Genomic DNA, 17,093 nt, shown 5'->3' with positions numbered 1-17,093 from the left:
TTATGCAGCGATGTTGCGAACTACGCGGAAAGCTCAAAGCCGTACTTAGCCCAAATCTTCTGGGCTTTCTTGTTGGTCAGGCAGAAGTCGATGAACGCCTTGGCCTCGTCGGCGTGCTCGGAGCTATCGGCGACAGCGCCAGGATACACGATGGTCTTGTGCGAGTCCTCGGGGCACACGAAGGCCTCCTCGATGCCGTCGTAGCGGAAGATATCGGAGCTGTAGACAAAACCGGCCACGCAGTCGCCCGTAGAGACGTAAGACGCAGCGGTGCCGACCTTGTCGGCCAGAGCCACCTTGTCGGCGAGATCGGGTGTATACTCGCCGTCGTCGCCCTCGGTGCCGGTGTAGAGGCCCACGGAGGCCAGGGCCTGGTTGGCGTACTTGCCGGCGGGAACGGTCTTGGCGTCGCCGATGGCGATCTTGCCGTCCAGGTTCGCGACGTCGGCGATGGCCTCGACCCTGGTGTCGGAGCCCTCGGCGCGAATGATCACGAGGTCGTTGACGAACATGTCCTCACGCGTGTCGGCGTCGACGAGCTCGGCGGTCTCAGCGTCATCCATGGTGCCCTTGGAAGCGGTGATGAGTACGTCGACGGCGGCACCGGCGCGCATATGCTCGACAAGGTCGCCAGACGCCTTAAACTGCGTGTCGGCAAACGTGGTGCCGGTCTGGTCGGTATAGAGCTTCTGAACCTCGGGCAGGGCCTTCTCGAGCGAGTTGGCAGCAAAGACTTGCAGCTCAACAGCCTTCTTGGAAGATGCCTTAGCAGAACCGGCATCGGAGCCAGTCGGCCCAGACGTCTTGCTGCCGGAACAGCCGGCAAGCCCAAGGCCGGCAGCGGCGACAGCGGAAAGTGAAACGAACCCTCGGCGAGAAACCGTATCGAACATGTTCAACCCTTTCGAACGCTACGCCCGGGCACCCCGCCGCAAGCTTTATTCTGTTACTAGATTATACTTTTGCGCGAATAGTGTTTGTGATAAATATTTCTCGTCTAATAATTTTCCTTTACCGATAACCACGAGACGGCCCGCACTGTCGCTGCATAAAAAAGGCGGAGCAGCCCGTAAGGTCACTCCGCCGCAGGTAATGCGCTTATTTGGCGTGCCCGCCCCCCGCCGTCATTTGAGCTGCGTGCTCCAGCTGGTCGCTCACAGCCTCCCAGCTTTCGCGGGCCGCTTTCGTTGATCCCGGAAAGTTGATGACAAGCGTATGCCCACGCTGCATGCACACGGCGCGCGAAAGCATAGCGCGGCGCGTCTTGGTCATGGAGTACGCACGGATTGCCTCTGCAATACCCGGTACATCGCGGTCGCAGACGGCACGCGTCGCCTCGGGCGTCACGTCACGCATCGAAAGGCCCGTGCCGCCGCAGGTGAGCACGACATTGGCGTGGCACTCATCGGCCGCTTCCACAATGGCATCACCGATCTCGCTGACGTCGTCGCGCACGACCACATGCGAGGCGACCGTCCAGCCCTGTGCCGCGATGAGTTCCTCGAGCGCAGCACCCGCCTCGTCCTGGGCAAGATCGCGCGTATCCGAGCACGTCACAATCGAAATCTTCAACTCCATAGCGTTCCTCCTATAGCACCGCGCCCTCAGGCAAGTCGACACGCACGACATCCACGACGTCGCCCGCCTTGAGGTCACACGGGCCTTCGTCAATACGCAGCAGGCAGTTGGCCCGCTGCATCGTGCCGAGCAGCGCCGAATTCTGCGTCTTGGCCTCGGTCACCAACAGCTCACCGGTCTCGGGGTCGCGCAAAACCGTGGCACGATCGAAGAAGCGGCGATGCTGTCGCTTCTTCACGCCGTGTGTGAGCTTCGCCTGCTGCACGGGACGCACGCCCTCGGCAAAGCCGCGCATCTTGCGGATCGCCGGGCGGGCGAGCATCTCAAAGCCCACATACGCCGCCGCGGGATTGCCCGAAAGTCCCAAATATGGCTTGCCCCCCAGCAGACCAAACGTGATGGCCTTGCCGGGACGCATCGAGATGCGGTCGAACAGCACCTCGCCCTCGCGCCGAACGAGCGCCGTCACATAGTCGTAATCACCCGCAGAGGCGCCACCACTCGTAATGACAAAATCGCACTCCTGCGCAGCGTGATGCACCAGCTCGGCAATCGCCTGCTCATCATCGGGCGCAATGCCGTAGAACACGGGCTCGGCTCCTGCATCGAGCGCCTCGGCCATCAACGCCGACGAGTTGGAGTCGCGAATCTGCCCGCGCGCCGGCACGTTACTCGGTGCGACCAGTTCCGTCCCCAGCGAGATAATGCCCACGCGCGGCGCGGCATGCACCTTCACGCTCGCATACCCGGCGCTCGCCAGCAAGCCGGCGCCCGCCGAAGCCACAACCTCTCCAGCGTACATCACGACGTCGCCAGTATGCGCTTCCTCAGCAGCCGATCGAACGTTCTCCCCCACCTTGGCCGGCGCCGAGAATCTCACACGCGAACCCTCGTTGCCGTCACCGTCGAGCACATCGACGATCTCGTACTTCACCACGGCATCGGCACCTTCGGGTACCGGCGCGCCCGTCATGATACGAACCGTGTCGCCCGCGCCGATTGCGCCCTCAAAGACATGGCCCGCCGCCTCGTGCCCCACGACAGAAAGCGTCACGGGCGCATCGGTGGACGCTTTGGCGAGGTCGACGGCGCGCACGGCATATCCGTCCATAGCGCTGTTGGCAAACGGCGAAATGTCGATATCGGCCACCGCGTCCTCGGCCAAGGGGAGACCGGCGGCTTGCCACACGGGAATCTCGACGAGATCGGTCGGAGCAACGTGCGACAGAACAATCGACTGCGCGTCCTCCAGCGGAATGAGTTTCTCTGCCATATGCACCTCTTAATGCCACAGCGCACAACGGGGGCGCCAATTCTTTATGCTTGTCTCAGTATAATCCCCTGCCGCACGGCGGCGAAACGACCCACGTTCTCGAATACATCTGTCGGCCGCAAGCCGCGAAACAGAACCGAAACCAACCTGCCGGTTTGTCACGTTTGGCACGTTCTATAATGCTCGTGTTGCAACCTAAAAGAGGAACGTATGGCTTTTACCGACAAACCCGAAAGCGCAAACGAGGCGCAGGATCATTCCCAGCCGCTCGACGACGGCGGCTTTTTCTCCCTGAACGACGTCATCATGGCAGGCAGGCAACAGCTCACCCGCTCCGAGCATCTCTTGGCTGCCGACACGCGCCGCAATGCCCACAACCTACTCGCGAGCGCTAAGTTGCTCGTGCTCGTCGTCATCGTCTCGCTCGCCATGGGCGTTGCCGCTTGGGCGTTTTTGGCCTCGTTGAATATCGCGACCGACTATCGCGAGCACCATACGTGGATTTACGCGCTGCTTCCCGTTGTGGGCGTTGCCACCGCATGGGCGTACAAAAACCACGGTCTTGCCGCCAAACGCGGTAACAACCTGGTCATCGACTCCGCTCTGGGCACACGCCTCATCCATAAGCGCATGGCCGTCCTCACCTTCGTCTGCTCCACGCTCACGCACCTAACGGGCGGATCGGCCGGTCGCGAGGGAGCCGCGGTGCAGATTGGCGGCACCATCGCCAGCAACATCTCAAGCCTCGCCCACCTCAAAAAGCATGACCACCACGACCTCATGCTCGCCGGCATCTCGTCGGCCTTTGGCGCCGTATTCGGTTCGCCCCTTGCCGGAGCTTTCTTTGGCATGGAGATGTGCTTTATCGGCAAGATCGACTACACCGCAGGGATCTACTGCCTGGTCGCCTCGTTTACCGGCTACTTTACATCACTCGCCCTGGGTACCGAGTACGAAGCGAATGCCATCGCCAGCGTTCCCGCCATGACGCCCAAAACGGTCGTTATCGTTGTTATCAGCGCCATTATCTTCGGTCTGACGGCACGCCTCTTTGCCTGGTCGGTTCGAACCGTCAAGAGCCTGTACGGTCGCTTTATCACCAATTACCTCGTTCGCGCACTTATAGGCGCACTCGTGGTTTTGGCTGTCTATGCCCTCCTCGACGCCTGGGACTACGCCGGCCTTTCCACGTGGCTTTCGGGCGCCGGGTTTGCCGGCAACACCACCCTCGCCGACGCCGTCATCAAGCTCATCGTAACGGCACTCACCCTGGGTGCCGGTTTCCAAGGCGGCGAGGTCACGCCCCTGTTTGGCATCGGTGCGGCACTCGGTGGCTGGATCGGTTGCCTTACCGGGCTCGACCCCAGTTTTCTGGCGGCTCTCGGCATGCTCGGCGTGTTCTGTGCCGGCCTTAACGTGCCCATCACCACCTGCATGATGGCCATCGACCTGTTCCACGGCACGGCCGCCGGGTTCTTTGTCATCGTGGCCTTTATCAGCTATCTCGCCGGCGGACACCGCGGCGTGTACCCTGCCCAGCGCATCATCTCACCCAAGCGCCGTTCGCTTATAGTGGATGAGGGCGGTACGGTAGCGGATGCTATCGAGCGCCACAACGACCTGATAGAGTAGACGTAAGTATTCGCCGTGCAGCCACAATCGGGGGGCAATTCGACCCGAGCGCGACCGCACCGTCACGCCATACGCCGGGAGTCGCCCATGCACGCAACTGATTTTGGTCGCACGCTCATCATCGCCAACCCAGCCGCCCAATCGGGTGCGGCGCGCGAAGTTGCCGAGCGCCTGCAACGCTTTTTGGACATGGCTGCACGCGCATCCCAGTTTGACCTGGTATTGACCGAGCGTATGGGGCACGCCAAGGAGCTGGCCGCACAGGCTCAGGGCTATCGCACCGTTATCGCCCTTGGCGGCGACGGCGTGATCCACGAGGTCGTCAACGGGCTTATGGCACAAAAGGAGGACCCCCGCCCCGCTCTTGCCATCCTACCCGTGGGTTCCGGCAACGATTTTGCCCAAACGCTCGGTATAGAAGATTTCTCCGGCAAGGATTTTGGCGCGCTGCTCACCTGCGAGCTGCAGCGTCAGGACATCGGTCGCATTCGCTCATGGAACCCCGCAAGCGGTAGCGGCGAGGCTTGCGTTGAGTACTACGACCAGACGCTCTCCGTCGGTATTGACGCCGCCATCGGCCTGGGCACCACCGAGCTGCGCAAAAAGACGGGCCTCACCGGCGCTCCGCTCTACACCCTCTCGGGACTTGAACAGTTTGGCCTGCGCTATCGCAACTACCCCATGACAGTCAGCTTTGACGGCGCGCCCGCCGAGCGCGTGAGGGCGATCATCATGGCGATTCAGCTGGGCCCCACGTATGGCTCGGGCTATCGCATCTGTCCCGACGCCGACCCGTGCGACGGCATGCTCGACGTTTGCTACGCCTGCGGCCCCGTTCCGCGCGCGGTCGCGCTTCCCATGTTCCTTTCGGCCAAGGACGGCCACCATACCAAGTTGCCGCCGGTTTGCATGCGTCGCTGCCGCCATGCCGAGCTCACCTTTGAGGAGCCCGACTACCCCATCCAGGCCGACGGCGAACCTGTTATCGCCTCGCGCATCGAAGTCGACATCCTACCCGGCGCCCTCCAAGTCTGGCGTCCAACCCGCTAACCACCCCTAAGTTGCGGTGAAATAGGGACTGTTTATGCAGGTAAAGCCGCAAAACAGCCCCTATTTCACCGCAACTTATCGAGAAGATCACTCCTCCCCGCCCGGCTTGCGGCGGTTGGCCTTTTTAATGGCGTTGAAGTGCTTGTCATTAAGTCTGCGCTGGCGAGAGCGCTGAGGCACCTTGGTCTTTACGCGTCGACGCGGTGAACGCCCGCGACGCTCAAGCTCAGCGTGTAGCTTACGCAAACAGCAGCTACGATTTTGGAACTGACTGCGACTCTCGCGCGCCGTCACGGTAATCCCCGTAGGGATATGTTTCATGCGCACCGCCGAGTCCGTCGTGTTCACGCCTTGCCCGCCCGGACCCGTCGCGCGAAACACCTGCACCTCGCAATCGCGCGCCAGCTCCTCGACCGACATCTCGGCATAGCGCGCATACTCACGCCATCCCATCTTGTTCTCATCCATATCAACACCTCCCCTCATACAAAAAATGTGACAAAGGGACACCCCCTTTGTCACATCGCATACCAATCGCTTGTGTTGCGCGCTTAGGCGAAGGTGATCTCGCCGTTCTCACAGTCCATATCGGCGATACGGGCCAGGCTCTCAACACGGAAGCCGCGCTCGCGGAGCTTATCGCCACCGCCTTGGAAGCCCTTCTCCACCGCAATGCCAATGCCGGACACCTCGGCACCCGCAGCCTCGCAGATCTTGATAAGACCCTCGAGCGCGCATCCGTTGGCCAGGAAGTCGTCGATAATCAGGACCTTGTCGCCCTCGGACAGGAAGCGCTTGCCAACGATGACCGGGTACTCCTTCTGCTTGGTAAAGGAGTAGATGGTCGTGGCATACTGCTCGCCGTCGAGGTTGATGGACTGCGCCTTCTTGGCAAAGACCACCGGCACGCCGCCAAAATGCTGGGCTGCGATGCAGGCCATGCCAATGCCCGAAGCCTCGATCGTAAGGATCTTGTTAATCTCGACATCCTCGAACAGACGGGCCCACTCGGCGCCCATGTGGTCAAACAGCTCAACGTCGCACTGGTGGTTGAGGAAAGCATCAACCTTAAGGACATTACCGGCCTTTACGATGCCGTCATGGCGAATACGGTCCTCAAGCTCCTGCATGGCGCAACCCCTTCTCGCGGCAACGATACCGCGCGATTAATAAACATTGCTCGATAGTCTACCACGGACCGACCCCCGCCCGCCCCACAAGCCGCATCGCACCACAAAGCCGCATCGCCGCACAAGCCGCAAGCAGATACACCGAGCTTACCAGCTGAATGCGATCGAGGCCCACGCCCAGCTCCTTTTGCATCACGGGCAGCGCCACGGTCACGACGGTCGAATCCAGACACACCATAAACGTCATGATGAGCACCGTAAACAGAATCGCCCATTTGTTCTTGCCATGGGTGTCCCCCTCAAGAGCGATGTGTTCGCGGCGCAGCTGCTCTGCGGTTTTCTCCATATCCATCCTTTCGAGTGGCGCAACACAAAAAACGGGGCCCCAATCGCCTGCAAACAGTCGCGATTGGGGCCCCGCCTACGGTATCGGAGCTAAAGGTCGCCGAAGCTTTCTGCCGGCATCGGCGCCTTGCACGAACGCTAGCCTAGCACTGCTCGAGCGCCTGCTCAAGGTCGGCAATCATATCGGCCGTATCCTCGAGACCGCACGACAGGCGCACCATGTCGGCGGAGATACCACAGGCGATAAGCTCCTCATCGTTCATCTGGCGGTGCGTGGCGTTAGCGGGATGCAGGCAGCAAGTGCGGGCGTCGGCCACATGCGTGGCGATCTGAGCGAGCTTGAGGCTCTTCATAAAGGTCTCGGCCGCCGCGCGACCACCGTTAAAGCCAAAGCTCACAACGCCGCAGGTGCCGTTGGGCATGTACTTCTGAGCCAGGTCATAGTACTTGTCGCCCTCCAGACCCGGATAGCTCACGAAGCGCACCTTGGGATGGCTCTGCAGGAACTTGGCAACAGCCAGGCCGTTCTCGCAATGACGCGGCATGCGCACATGCAGGCTCTCGAGCGAGCTGTTCAGGAAAAACGCCGCCTGCGGGTTCTGCATGGGGCCGAGGTCGCGCATGAGCTGAGCGGTTGCCTTGGTAATGAAGGCGCCCTCGCGACCGAACTTCTCGGCATAGGTCACGCCGTGGTAGCTCTCATCGGGCGTGGTGAGACCCGGGAACTTGTCCGCATGGGCCATCCAGTCAAACTGGCCGTGGTCGACGATCACGCCGCCCAGGTAGGCCGCATGGCCATCCATGTACTTGGTGGTGGAGTGCGTAACGATATCGGCTCCCCACTCAAAGGGACGGCACATCACGGGCGTCGGGAAGGTGTTGTCGACCATCAGCGGCACGCCGTGGTCATGCGCGGCCTTGGCAAAGCGCTCAATATCGAGCACGGCAAGGGCGGGGTTGGCGATCGTCTCGCCAAAGACGAGCTTGGTATTGGGCTTAAAGGCTGCCTCGAGCTCCTCATCGGTGCAATCGGGGGCAACGAACGTGCAGGTAACGCCCATACGACCCATGGTATGGGCAAGCAGGTTGTAGGTACCGCCGTAGATGGCCGAGCTTGCGACCACATGATCGCCGGCGCCGGCCACGTTAAAGATCGCGAGGAAGTTCGCAGCCATGCCCGAGCTCGTGAGCATCGCAGCGGTGCCGCCCTCCATCTCGCAGATCTTGGCGGCAACCAGATCGCACGTAGGGTTCTGCAGACGGCTGTAGAAATAGCCAGACTCCTCCAGGTCAAACAGCTTGCCCATGTGCTCGGACGTGTCGTACTTCCACGTGGTGGACTGGTAGATGGGCACCTGGCGCGGCTCCGCATCTCCCGGGTGATAGCCGCCCTGAACACATGTAGTACCGATGGTCTGCTCGCTCATATCTAGCTCCCTTGCCTGGGTTACATTTTTATCCGGTTCACGATACCGCTACCCCGCACCCCTCTCAACCCATCCCCAAGGTAGGTTATGAGACAAATCAACCGGGGGCATTTATCGCAGATCTTGGCATTTATTCGATAGATAAAAATGAGGCATACATGAGGCTTTCGATGAACAAATGCATCGGCAAGGGTACCATAGGCGAGTACACCGTTACCGAGGAGACAACGATGAAGCAAATCGATACTGCCCAGCTCGACATCACCGCCTGTCAGGCTCAGGCTGCCGAATACCACGCCCGTGGCTTTAACTGCGCACAGGCCGTCGCCTGCACGCTCGCACCCGCCGTCGGGCTCGACCCCCAGACCGCCTTTATCCTCACCGAGGGCTTTGGCGCCGGCATGGGCGGCATGACCGAGACCTGCGGCGCTATCTCGGGCGCCGTGGCCATCATGGGCTTTGTAATGAGCGACGGCATGGATAACCCCAAGACCAAGGGCCAGACTTACAAGCTGTCGCGCGAAATCGCCAAGCGTTTTAAAACGAAAAACACGACGACCGTCTGCGGCACGCTCAAGGGCATCGGATCGGACAATGGTCCGCTCCGCAGCTGCCCCGGCTGCATCGACGACGCCATCGAGATCGCCTGCGATGTGCTAAAGCAGCTCGCCGAGTAAACGGCGGCAACAGAAAACGACGGCCGGCGTGCTTGGGATTCATCCAAAAGCACGCCGGCCGTCGCCGTTAGAACTCGGCAAATTTGGGAGCGCCGACCTCAATCTCCTCGCGCCCCGCCATAAGCTCGCGCATCTTAGCGCAAAACGGCTCCTGCTCCCCCGCCTTAAACACCAAATGGATCGTCACGGCATCCGCGTAATCGGTATCCGAAACCTTGGCACCCGAATCCTGCGCCAAACGAAGCACCTGCTCATACTGCGGATAGGCCACGTGCACGTCAACAGGCACGACGCTCGTCATCTCAACGACCTGCCCTGCCTCCTGAGCAGCTGCCACCGCCGCCTGCGTCGCCGCGGTATAGGCGCGCACCAAGCCACCGGGCCCCAACAGCGTGCCGCCAAAATAGCGCGTCACCACGCAGCAAACATTTTTGAGCCCAGCGCCGCGCAACACCTCGAGCGTCGGCATGCCGCTCGTGCGGCTCGGCTCACCGTCATCACTCTGACGCTCGCGTCCATCGACCAAAATCCACGCGGGAACATTGTGTCGAGCGTCGTAATGACGCTTGCGAACCATCTCGATGAAGGCATTCGCCTCATCCTCGGATTCAATATGGACCAGCTGGGCAATAAACCGGCTCTTGCGATCCACAAACTCGCCAGAAGCCTCAATATTCGATCGCAGAGTAAAGTAGCTGTCCAACAAAGCCCCTCAACAAAACTAAGCGCGGCAACAAACAGCCTCAATAATACGGCAAAGACAGCACCGTTGTCCTCGCCAACAAGAGCGAAAACGCCAATGATGTCGTCACCAACAGCGAGAACCCGTCAGCGCGAGCAAGGTGCCTTGAAAGACGAGATTGCAACAGAAATGAGGCTGCCGATGACCAGGCAAAAACAGCGAGATGCCAAGAACGGAACCGCCGATGATTCCGTCAACGAAAGCGAGAACCCGTCAGCGCGAGCAAGGTGCCTTGAAAGACGAGGGCATTGACCTTATGGTCATGCCCGAAGGCTTGAAAGGCAGATTGTCGCGCTGACGGGTTCGCAGCGTCAACAAAGTGCCGAGTGGGCCTATAAGCCGGGTTCTGTCGTGAACGGTCATTTATCTTGTCTGCACGTTACCGTGCAGCTCCACGCACGCTACCCGAACGCGGACCGGGCCGGCCCATAGCGTTCCTATTCGCGCTTGCTCCGGATGGGGCTTGCCAAGCCGCCGTGTTGCCACGACGCTGGTGGTCTCTTACACCACCGTTTCAGCTTTTCCCTTTACGCCTTGCGGCGCAGGTGGGAGTCTTCTTTTCTGCGGCGCTTTCCGTCGGATCACTCCGCCCGGCCGTTAGCCGGCATCCCGCCCTCTGGAGCCCGGACTTTCCTCACGCGTGCCGCAAGCAGCACATCGCGCGACCGTCTGGCCCACTCAGCAGTGCAAGAGTGTAACACACCGTTGCCGCAGGCAAAGGCACAACACAAGCGTTCGACACGATATACCAAGAACCATGCCATGCAGTACAATAGGGTTGTCGATGGGCAACGTCGCCAGTCGAGACGCGACCGCGCTCCGCACCCCTCCGTCTACTCGGTGCGTTCCCGCCTCCTCCCCGAGGCGGGATGTCGGCATTTTCATGCACCGACAACCCAATAGCCTGTGAACAGCCCGGACAGCATTGCGCACGAGTAGCATTGCGCACCTCACCGGCAAACGCAAAAAGGGACCCGTCCATTGCGGACGGATCCCTTAAAGCAAGTGATCGTCAAACCGATTTACTCGGCGTCGGTCTCCTCGTCCTTCTTCTCGGAAGGCAGCGGGGTAACCTCGATCTCGACGCCCAGAGTCTCAGCAGCGGACTTCATCGACAGGGAGATACGACGACGGTCGAGGTCGATCTCCATGACCTTGACCTGAACCTTGTCGCCCACGTGGGTGACCTGAGAAGGCTGGTCGACGTGCTTGTTGGCCATCTCGGAGATGTGCACCAGGCCCTCGATGCCCTCGCCCAGATCGACGAAAGCGCCAAACGGGACAAGCTTGGTCACCGTGCCCTCGACGATAGCGCCGACGGGGTACTTCTTGACCAGTGCGCGCCACGGATCCTCGGTGGTCTGCTTGAGACCCAGGGAGATGCGCTCGCGGTTGAGATCGACGTCGAGAACCTCGACCTCGACCTCCTGGCCGACCTTGACAACCTCGGAAGGATGGTTGACGTGGTTCCAGGAGAGCTCGGAGATGTGGATGAGACCGTCGATACCGCCGAGGTCGACGAAGGCGCCGAAGTCGACGATGGAGGAAACGGTGCCCTGGAGACGCATGCCAGACTTGAGCTTGGACAGGATCTCGGAACGCTCGGCCTTACGGGACTCCTCAAGCACGACGCGACGGGAGAGAACGACGTTGTTGCGGTTGCGGTCCATCTCGATGACGCGGGCCTCGATGCGGGTGCCCATGTAGGAGGTGAGGTCCTTGACGCGACGGAGGTCGACGAGGGAAGCGGGCAGGAAGCCACGCAGGCCGATGTCGAGGATCAGGCCGCCCTTGACAACCTCGATAACCTCGCCCTCGACGTTCTCGCCGGAGTTGAACTTCTCCTCGATGCGGTTCCAAGCACGCTCGTACTCGGCACGCTTCTTGGAAAGGACCAGACGACCGTCCTTGTCCTCCTTCTGGAGAACCAGGGCCTCGATGGAATCACCGAGTGCAACGATGTCTGCAGGGTTAGCGTCCTTGCGGATGGACAGCTCGCGGACCGGGATAACGCCCTCGGACTTGAATCCGATGTCAACGAGCACCTCGTCATGCTCGATCTTAACGACAGTACCGTTAACGAGATCGCCCTCATCAAAGTCGGTAATCGTACCGTCGATGAGGTTGTTCATCTCCTCCTCGTTGACATCGTCAAGAGAGAAAATGGACGAGTTCTGAATCTCACTCAAAGGTGGACCCCTTTCGAACTACGGGGCCCCGATTGCTAGGACCTACAGAAGGGTGCGACAAGCACACAACGTTTAGGAACACTCGGGAGCCGACAGATACTAATGTGACGCTTATGCAATCACGTTCGTATAGGTTACGTGGAAATCACTTCGATTTCAAGCGTGAACTGCGATTTTTTACTCGTATGGAGACTTTTTCGCAATCTTGTGAACGACCGTCTCCATAAGTTGACGATAAGCAGTTGAGTATACGGCTTTGGGGTAAAGTATCCGGAGCCCACGTTCTAAACGATTTTTCGAGAAAGGTGCCCGCGTGCTCAAAGCAGTCGTTTTCGATATGGACGAGACGCTTCTCAGCATCAATCTCAACGCGTTTATCCTTCGCTATTTTAAGGATGTCTCGTCAATGCTCGCGGATATCGGACGATGCAGCCGCGGTGGTACGATGGCACGCCTCGGCACCATCCTGGTCGACCTCAACGCCAATCGCCGAAGCGGCACGGACAATCGCACCAATCTTGAGTTTTACCGCACCGAGGTCGAGCGCAGGTGCGGCATCTGCCTCTCGGACCCACTCATCTATGAGGCTTTTACCTACTATGAACGCGAAGTTCTCCCGTACAAGAATGACGATGCCATCAATGCCCACGCCATGCCGGGTGCGCACGCCGCGCTTCAAGCCGTACAGGACGCGGGGCTGCGCTGTGCGCTCTTCACCAACCCCAGCTTTCCCCAAGGGGCCATCGAGTGCCGCATGGGCTGGGGCGAGCTGACAGACGCGCCCTTCGAGCTCGTAACGCACATGGGCAACGCCACGCGCTGCAAGCCCGATGCCACATATTATCTAGGGCAGCTGCAGGTCATGGGGCTCGAGCCACATGAGGTTCTCATGGTGGGCAACGACCCCAAGCGCGATTTCCCCAGCCCCGCCTGCGGCATTCAAACCGCCTATGTGGGCCAAGGAAAGCCCGGCCGAGCCACCTGGCGTGGAACCATGGAAGACTTCGCCCGCGACTTTAACGCCGTAGTAGAAGCCTTCTACGAGCACCAAATAGCCGACGAACTAAGCTAGTCCCCAAATCAGGAATGGGGCGCACGTTTGCCCCACGCTTCGTTACGTGGGCAACGGCTTGAGGGCAAGATGCGATGCCCCAGTGTCCTAGGCCGTGATCATTTTGACGCGTTCGCCGATTTTGGAGTCGCGCCTGTCGGAAATAACAGTAAAGCCCTCCAGGTCGCACACCTTTACATTTGAAAACACGTGGAACTTGGAGCTATCGGCGAGTACGCAACTCGCTTGGGAATTCTGCATCACGATACGTTTTTTGATAGCCTCGGGATAACCTGGCGTCATGATGCCGCGGTCCTCGTCCACCGCATTGACACCTATAAACGCCCGGTCAAAGTACAGCTCGCGCAGCGCGCTCTCAACCATAGGACCGGTGAGCGAGCAGGTAACGGGGTTGAAGTCGCCGCCAATTACCACCACCTTAGCAGCAAGCTCGCCCGTAAACCGACATGCATAGCCGTTGGTGGTGTAGATAGTCACCGGCTTGTCGACGAGCAGGCTCAGGAGCGCCGTCGCGGTGGTACCGGAGTCGACAGCGAGATGAGACCGTCACGCCCGAAGACCCCGCTTTCGCCGCCGAGGAGCGCGCGGCGCACGCGGCCCATGAGGAGCGGCTCGAGCATATCGAGGGGCTCCTTCCCAAGAAGGGAAACGACCCTGCGGGACGACACGGCGAAAACCATCGTTGATTCCGGCAAGAGACGCCGTTTCTCTGGTAGCTTCATCTTCAACCAAGACCGACAATGCCGGCCAGGCACTCAACCCAAAAGGAGACAGCATGCCCAACGAGCTCAGCTATGAGGTCAGCCTCGAGCGCAGCAACCAGATCCGCGCCGACCTGCCGCAGCACCCCGAGAAGTACACCATGCTCACCGGCGACCGCCCCACCGGCCGCCTGCACCTCGGCCACTACTTCGGCACGCTCAAGAGCCGTGTCGAGCTGCAGGACATGGGCGTCCACACCAACGTGCTCATCGCCGACTACCAGGTCATCACCGACCGCGACAGCACCGACAACATCTAGGACAACGTCTACAACATGGTCATCGACTACCTGGCCTGCGGCCTGGACCCCGACAAGACGATGATCTACACGCACTCCGCCGTGCCCGCGGCAAACCAGCTCATGCTGCCGTTCTTGTCGCTCGTCTCCGAGGCCCTGCTGCAGCGCAACCCCATCGTCAAGGCCGAGATGGAGGCCAGCGGCCATGAGCTCACCGGCCTTTTGCTCACCTACCCCGTGCACCAGGCGTGCGACATCTTGTTCTGCAAGGGCAACGTCGTGCCGGTCGGGCGCGACCAGCTGCTGCACATCGAGCTCACCCGCACCATCGCACGCAAGTTCAACAACCGCTACGGCAAGGTGTTCCCCGAGGTCGACGCGCTGCTGTCCGATACGCCGCTGCTGCCCGGCCTTGACGGGCGCAAGATGAGCAAGTCCTACGGCAACGCCATCAACATCTCCATGACCGCCGAGGAGACGGCCAAGCGCATCAAGAAGAGCCAGACCGACGGCGAGCGCATGATCACGTTCGACCCCGAAGCCCGTCACGGTGTGTCCGGCCTGCTCTCCACCGCCGCCATCTGCACCGGCCGCTCCGAGGTCGAGATCGCCGAGGAGATCGGCATGGGCGGCGCAGGCGCGCTCAAGAAGTACGTCACCGAGAGCGTGAACGAGCACTTTGCCCCCATCCGCGCCCGCCGCGAGGAACTGGTCCAGGATATGGACTACGTCAAGGACGTCCTACGCGAGGGCAATCGCCGTGCCAACGAGGTCGCCGAGGCGACGCTCGCCGAGGTACGCGAAGCCATGGGAATGGTGTACTAAGCCATCCGGCTCGCGGAAACGCGCCGCGACACGCGAATGGGCCATCTTCACGTGTCCACGCCTTCGACATAGCCAAGGTCTTACGAGGTGGGCGATAATAAGCCCGCCTCGTTTTTTACGTTGTATGGGGGATTGCATGTACCGACTTGTTGCCAGCGATATGGATGAGACGTTTCTCGACGCCGACCACGCCATCCCGGCGTCCAATCTCCGAGCACTCAAACGCATGAGGGAGCTCGGTGTGCTGTTCGTCCCTTCGAGCGGGCGATGGTATTCCTCTATCATGGACAACTTCTCGGGGGAGGCCCGCGAGCTGATCGAAGACGGCTATGTGCTCTCCTATAACGGCGGCTTCATCAACCGCGTGGGAGACCCCACCCCGCTCACCACCTGCGGCCTTTCCAACGAATGCGCGAACGCGATCTATGCAAAGGGGCTCGAACTCGGACTCTGCATGCACGTCAACGTCGCCGACGGCCACGTGTTCGTGAATGACGCACCCACACGGGAGCGCGACTATCTGGAATCGATCACCGGGGTCACTCATTTTCGCGGATCTGACCATCCCGACCTCTCATTCCTTGAAGGCCGTGGCATCGTGAAGATCCTGTACGTCGACTGGGACTTCGATGAGCTGCAGGAATTGGGCCGCAAGCTCGCGCCGATGGCCGAGCGACTCGGCGTTGACATCACCTTCTCCTCCAAGCGCTACCTCGAACTCATGCCCGCAGGCGTTGACAAAGGGACGGGGCTCACGCGCCTTGCCGATATGCTGGGAATTCCGATGTCCGAGGTCATCGCCGTTGGTGATTCCGCAAACGACCTCTCCATGATCAAGGCGGCGGGACTGGGCGTCGGCGTGGCGAATGTCACCGACGACGTGCGGCCGTATTGCGATGTCGTCCTTGAAACGGCTGGGACTGAGGGTGCGTTCTCCGAACTCATCGAGCGATTCCTTGAACCCCAACGACCACATGTCACTGTGTCTTTCTATTTGTAACCCTTGATTAACTTATGGAGAGGCTGTGTGCTCGTCGGTCTACGACTTGGGTCTCAGAGAATTAGCTATAGGTAACTTAATGAAGGCACAGGCGAATTAAAGACCTTCGACACGAACGTTGCGCCTTCCCTCCCCTCGCGCAACACCTCTTTGGAAAGGCGCCCCGCGCATGTGGGGCGCCTTTCTTGACTACAATGGCGATATCGATTGAAAGTGAGGGCGGCATGGCAGACCGGGACACCGACGGATTCTTCAACCGCGTATACGACATGGTACGCCAGGTGCCCTGCGGCATGGTTGCCACATATGGTCAGATCGCCAAGCTCGTTGGTGAGCCCCGTCGAGCCCGATACGTGGGATACGCCCTGCACGTCAATCCGGAACCCGGCACCATCCCCTGTCATCGCATCGTATTCGCCGACGGACGCCTCGCGGAGGGGTTCGCCTTCGGTGGGCCCGAGGCGCAGCGCACACTGCTCGAGGACGAAGGCGTTGCCTTCCTCGCCAACGGACATGTCGACCTGCAGGCCTCTCGCTGGCCAGCGGGCCTGGTATGACAAGGGGCGCCGACAGCGCCCCTTCCCGTTTTGGATCCTTGGCAGGCAACCCAATCAAACGGTCGCCTCGAGTGCGTCCCCCGCGCGGTCGAGTGTGCTTCTGACCTTGGCACCCTGTTTGAACCACGTGCGCAGGTCCTCGAGCGTGCTGCCCGCTTGCATACACCTTGATTTTGCGACCACCCCTCGTGGTCACCGTGCAGCGGTCGCCGCTCTCGCTGTTCTCGTGCGCCGTGATCTTCTTGAGGTAATCGCGGCGAAACGCCACGACGCGGGCGTTGCTGATCTCGATGAACCAATCGTCATCGACAAGCGAAGTACCCGTGGCACCTCGGCTTGCCATCTCCTCGGAGAAGGAGAAACCGAGCGCGCGCTCCTGCCTGCCGATCTCGAGGATGCCGCGGGCCGGCATGCCGAGCATGAGCAGGGGCAGGAACCCCCCTATGAACAGGAACAGGAACGGGATGAGCACGAGCAGGCGCGCACCCTCGTCGGTGAAGACCGCCATGAAGGCGAGGACGAGCGAGAAGACGAGGGCCATGCCGTTGAAAACAATCGTCAACGGCTTGATGGCAGACCAACACAGGCCCGCCTTG

16 protein-coding genes, 1 other RNA gene and 1 pseudogene are annotated in these 17,093 nt (G+C 60.5%); 7 read left to right on the top strand and 11 right to left on the bottom strand.

Features of this window, described 5'->3' with window-relative positions:
• Positions 1-20: 20 nt before the first annotated feature.
• The 3 genes from modA to ACTNBB_RS01260 form a co-directional block, all read right to left on the bottom strand.
• A complete protein-coding gene (gene modA, locus ACTNBB_RS01270) occupies positions 21-893 on the bottom strand; it encodes a molybdate ABC transporter substrate-binding protein (RefSeq protein WP_441053921.1) in 873 nt (290 codons plus the stop codon).
• A gap of 205 nt (positions 894-1,098) precedes the next feature.
• Positions 1,099-1,578 (bottom strand): MogA/MoaB family molybdenum cofactor biosynthesis protein, encoded by a 480-nt coding sequence (locus ACTNBB_RS01265; RefSeq protein ID WP_427794485.1) that lies wholly within the window; start codon positions 1,576-1,578, stop codon positions 1,099-1,101.
• A gap of 10 nt (positions 1,579-1,588) precedes the next feature.
• The gene (locus tag ACTNBB_RS01260; RefSeq protein ID WP_441053925.1) at positions 1,589-2,851 is read right to left on the bottom strand and encodes a molybdopterin molybdotransferase MoeA; all 1,263 of its coding nucleotides are present in this window, start codon (positions 2,849-2,851) and stop codon (positions 1,589-1,591) included.
• 210 nt (positions 2,852-3,061) lie between these two features.
• On the opposite strand from ACTNBB_RS01260, the gene ACTNBB_RS01255 reads away from it, so the two are divergent.
• Together ACTNBB_RS01255 and ACTNBB_RS01250 are read left to right on the top strand one after the other, a co-directional pair.
• Entirely contained in the window at positions 3,062-4,483 is a 1,422-nt protein-coding gene (locus ACTNBB_RS01255) for a chloride channel protein (RefSeq protein ID WP_441053927.1), read from the top strand.
• A gap of 87 nt (positions 4,484-4,570) precedes the next feature.
• Positions 4,571-5,533 (top strand): diacylglycerol/lipid kinase family protein, encoded by a 963-nt coding sequence (locus ACTNBB_RS01250; protein ID WP_441053929.1) that lies wholly within the window; start codon positions 4,571-4,573, stop codon positions 5,531-5,533.
• Positions 5,534-5,620: 87 nt separating this feature from the next.
• On the opposite strand, the gene ACTNBB_RS01245 is transcribed toward ACTNBB_RS01250, so the two are convergent.
• From ACTNBB_RS01245 to ACTNBB_RS01230, 4 genes are all read right to left on the bottom strand, one after another.
• Complete coding sequence (locus ACTNBB_RS01245) at positions 5,621-6,001, bottom strand: peptide chain release factor family protein (RefSeq protein ID WP_441053931.1); 381 nt, start codon at positions 5,999-6,001, stop codon at positions 5,621-5,623.
• Positions 6,002-6,084: 83 nt separating this feature from the next.
• Entirely contained in the window at positions 6,085-6,663 is a 579-nt protein-coding gene (locus ACTNBB_RS01240; protein ID WP_427727567.1) for a xanthine phosphoribosyltransferase, read from the bottom strand.
• Between the two features lie 58 nt (positions 6,664-6,721).
• Positions 6,722-7,009 (bottom strand): hypothetical protein, encoded by a 288-nt coding sequence (locus ACTNBB_RS01235; protein WP_441053933.1) that lies wholly within the window; start codon positions 7,007-7,009, stop codon positions 6,722-6,724.
• A 142-nt stretch (positions 7,010-7,151) separates the two neighbouring features.
• On the bottom strand, positions 7,152-8,435 hold the full coding sequence (locus ACTNBB_RS01230) for an O-acetylhomoserine aminocarboxypropyltransferase/cysteine synthase family protein (protein WP_441053935.1): 1,284 nt from the start codon (positions 8,433-8,435) through the stop codon (positions 7,152-7,154).
• Positions 8,436-8,605: 170 nt separating this feature from the next.
• Between ACTNBB_RS01230 and ACTNBB_RS01225 the strand changes: the two genes are divergently transcribed.
• Complete coding sequence (locus tag ACTNBB_RS01225) at positions 8,606-9,112, top strand: C-GCAxxG-C-C family protein (RefSeq protein ID WP_427727569.1); 507 nt, start codon at positions 8,606-8,608, stop codon at positions 9,110-9,112.
• 67 nt (positions 9,113-9,179) lie between these two features.
• On the opposite strand, the gene ACTNBB_RS01220 is transcribed toward ACTNBB_RS01225, so the two are convergent.
• The 3 genes from ACTNBB_RS01220 to rpsA all read right to left on the bottom strand — a co-directional run bounded on the left by ACTNBB_RS01220 (position 9,180) and on the right by rpsA (position 12,043).
• A complete protein-coding gene (locus tag ACTNBB_RS01220) occupies positions 9,180-9,818 on the bottom strand; it encodes a YigZ family protein (RefSeq protein WP_195838524.1) in 639 nt (212 codons plus the stop codon).
• A 355-nt stretch (positions 9,819-10,173) separates the two neighbouring features.
• Positions 10,174-10,535, bottom strand: an RNA gene (rnpB, locus tag ACTNBB_RS01215) — RNase P RNA component class A.
• Positions 10,536-10,876: 341 nt separating this feature from the next.
• A complete protein-coding gene (gene rpsA, locus ACTNBB_RS01210; protein WP_154515317.1) occupies positions 10,877-12,043 on the bottom strand; it encodes a 30S ribosomal protein S1 in 1,167 nt (388 codons plus the stop codon).
• 313 nt (positions 12,044-12,356) lie between these two features.
• Between rpsA and ACTNBB_RS01205 the strand changes: the two genes are divergently transcribed.
• The gene (locus ACTNBB_RS01205) at positions 12,357-13,115 is read left to right on the top strand and encodes an HAD family hydrolase (protein WP_441056167.1); all 759 of its coding nucleotides are present in this window, start codon (positions 12,357-12,359) and stop codon (positions 13,113-13,115) included.
• 87 nt (positions 13,116-13,202) lie between these two features.
• Here the strand turns inward: ACTNBB_RS01205 and ACTNBB_RS01200 are convergent, their stop codons facing one another.
• On the bottom strand, positions 13,203-13,592 hold the full coding sequence (locus ACTNBB_RS01200; protein ID WP_441048626.1) for a hypothetical protein: 390 nt from the start codon (positions 13,590-13,592) through the stop codon (positions 13,203-13,205).
• 298 nt (positions 13,593-13,890) lie between these two features.
• On the opposite strand from ACTNBB_RS01200, the pseudogene trpS reads away from it, so the two are divergent.
• From trpS to ACTNBB_RS01185, 3 genes and pseudogenes are all read left to right on the top strand, one after another.
• Positions 13,891-14,940: pseudogene (gene trpS / locus ACTNBB_RS01195) on the top strand (tryptophan--tRNA ligase).
• A 136-nt stretch (positions 14,941-15,076) separates the two neighbouring features.
• On the top strand, positions 15,077-15,940 hold the full coding sequence (locus tag ACTNBB_RS01190; RefSeq protein WP_233540280.1) for an HAD-IIB family hydrolase: 864 nt from the start codon (positions 15,077-15,079) through the stop codon (positions 15,938-15,940).
• A gap of 194 nt (positions 15,941-16,134) precedes the next feature.
• Positions 16,135-16,497, top strand: coding sequence for an MGMT family protein (locus ACTNBB_RS01185; protein WP_199407147.1), 363 nt, complete (start codon positions 16,135-16,137; stop codon positions 16,495-16,497).
• Positions 16,498-17,093: the final 596 nt, after the last annotated feature.

The organism is Collinsella sp. HCP28S3_B9 (assembly GCF_052066095.1).
In the GTDB taxonomy this organism is placed as follows: Bacteria; Actinomycetota; Coriobacteriia; order Coriobacteriales; family Coriobacteriaceae; genus Collinsella.
The sequence above is the reverse complement of the archived record's forward strand: the minus strand, read 5'-3'. Positions and strand labels throughout refer to the sequence as shown.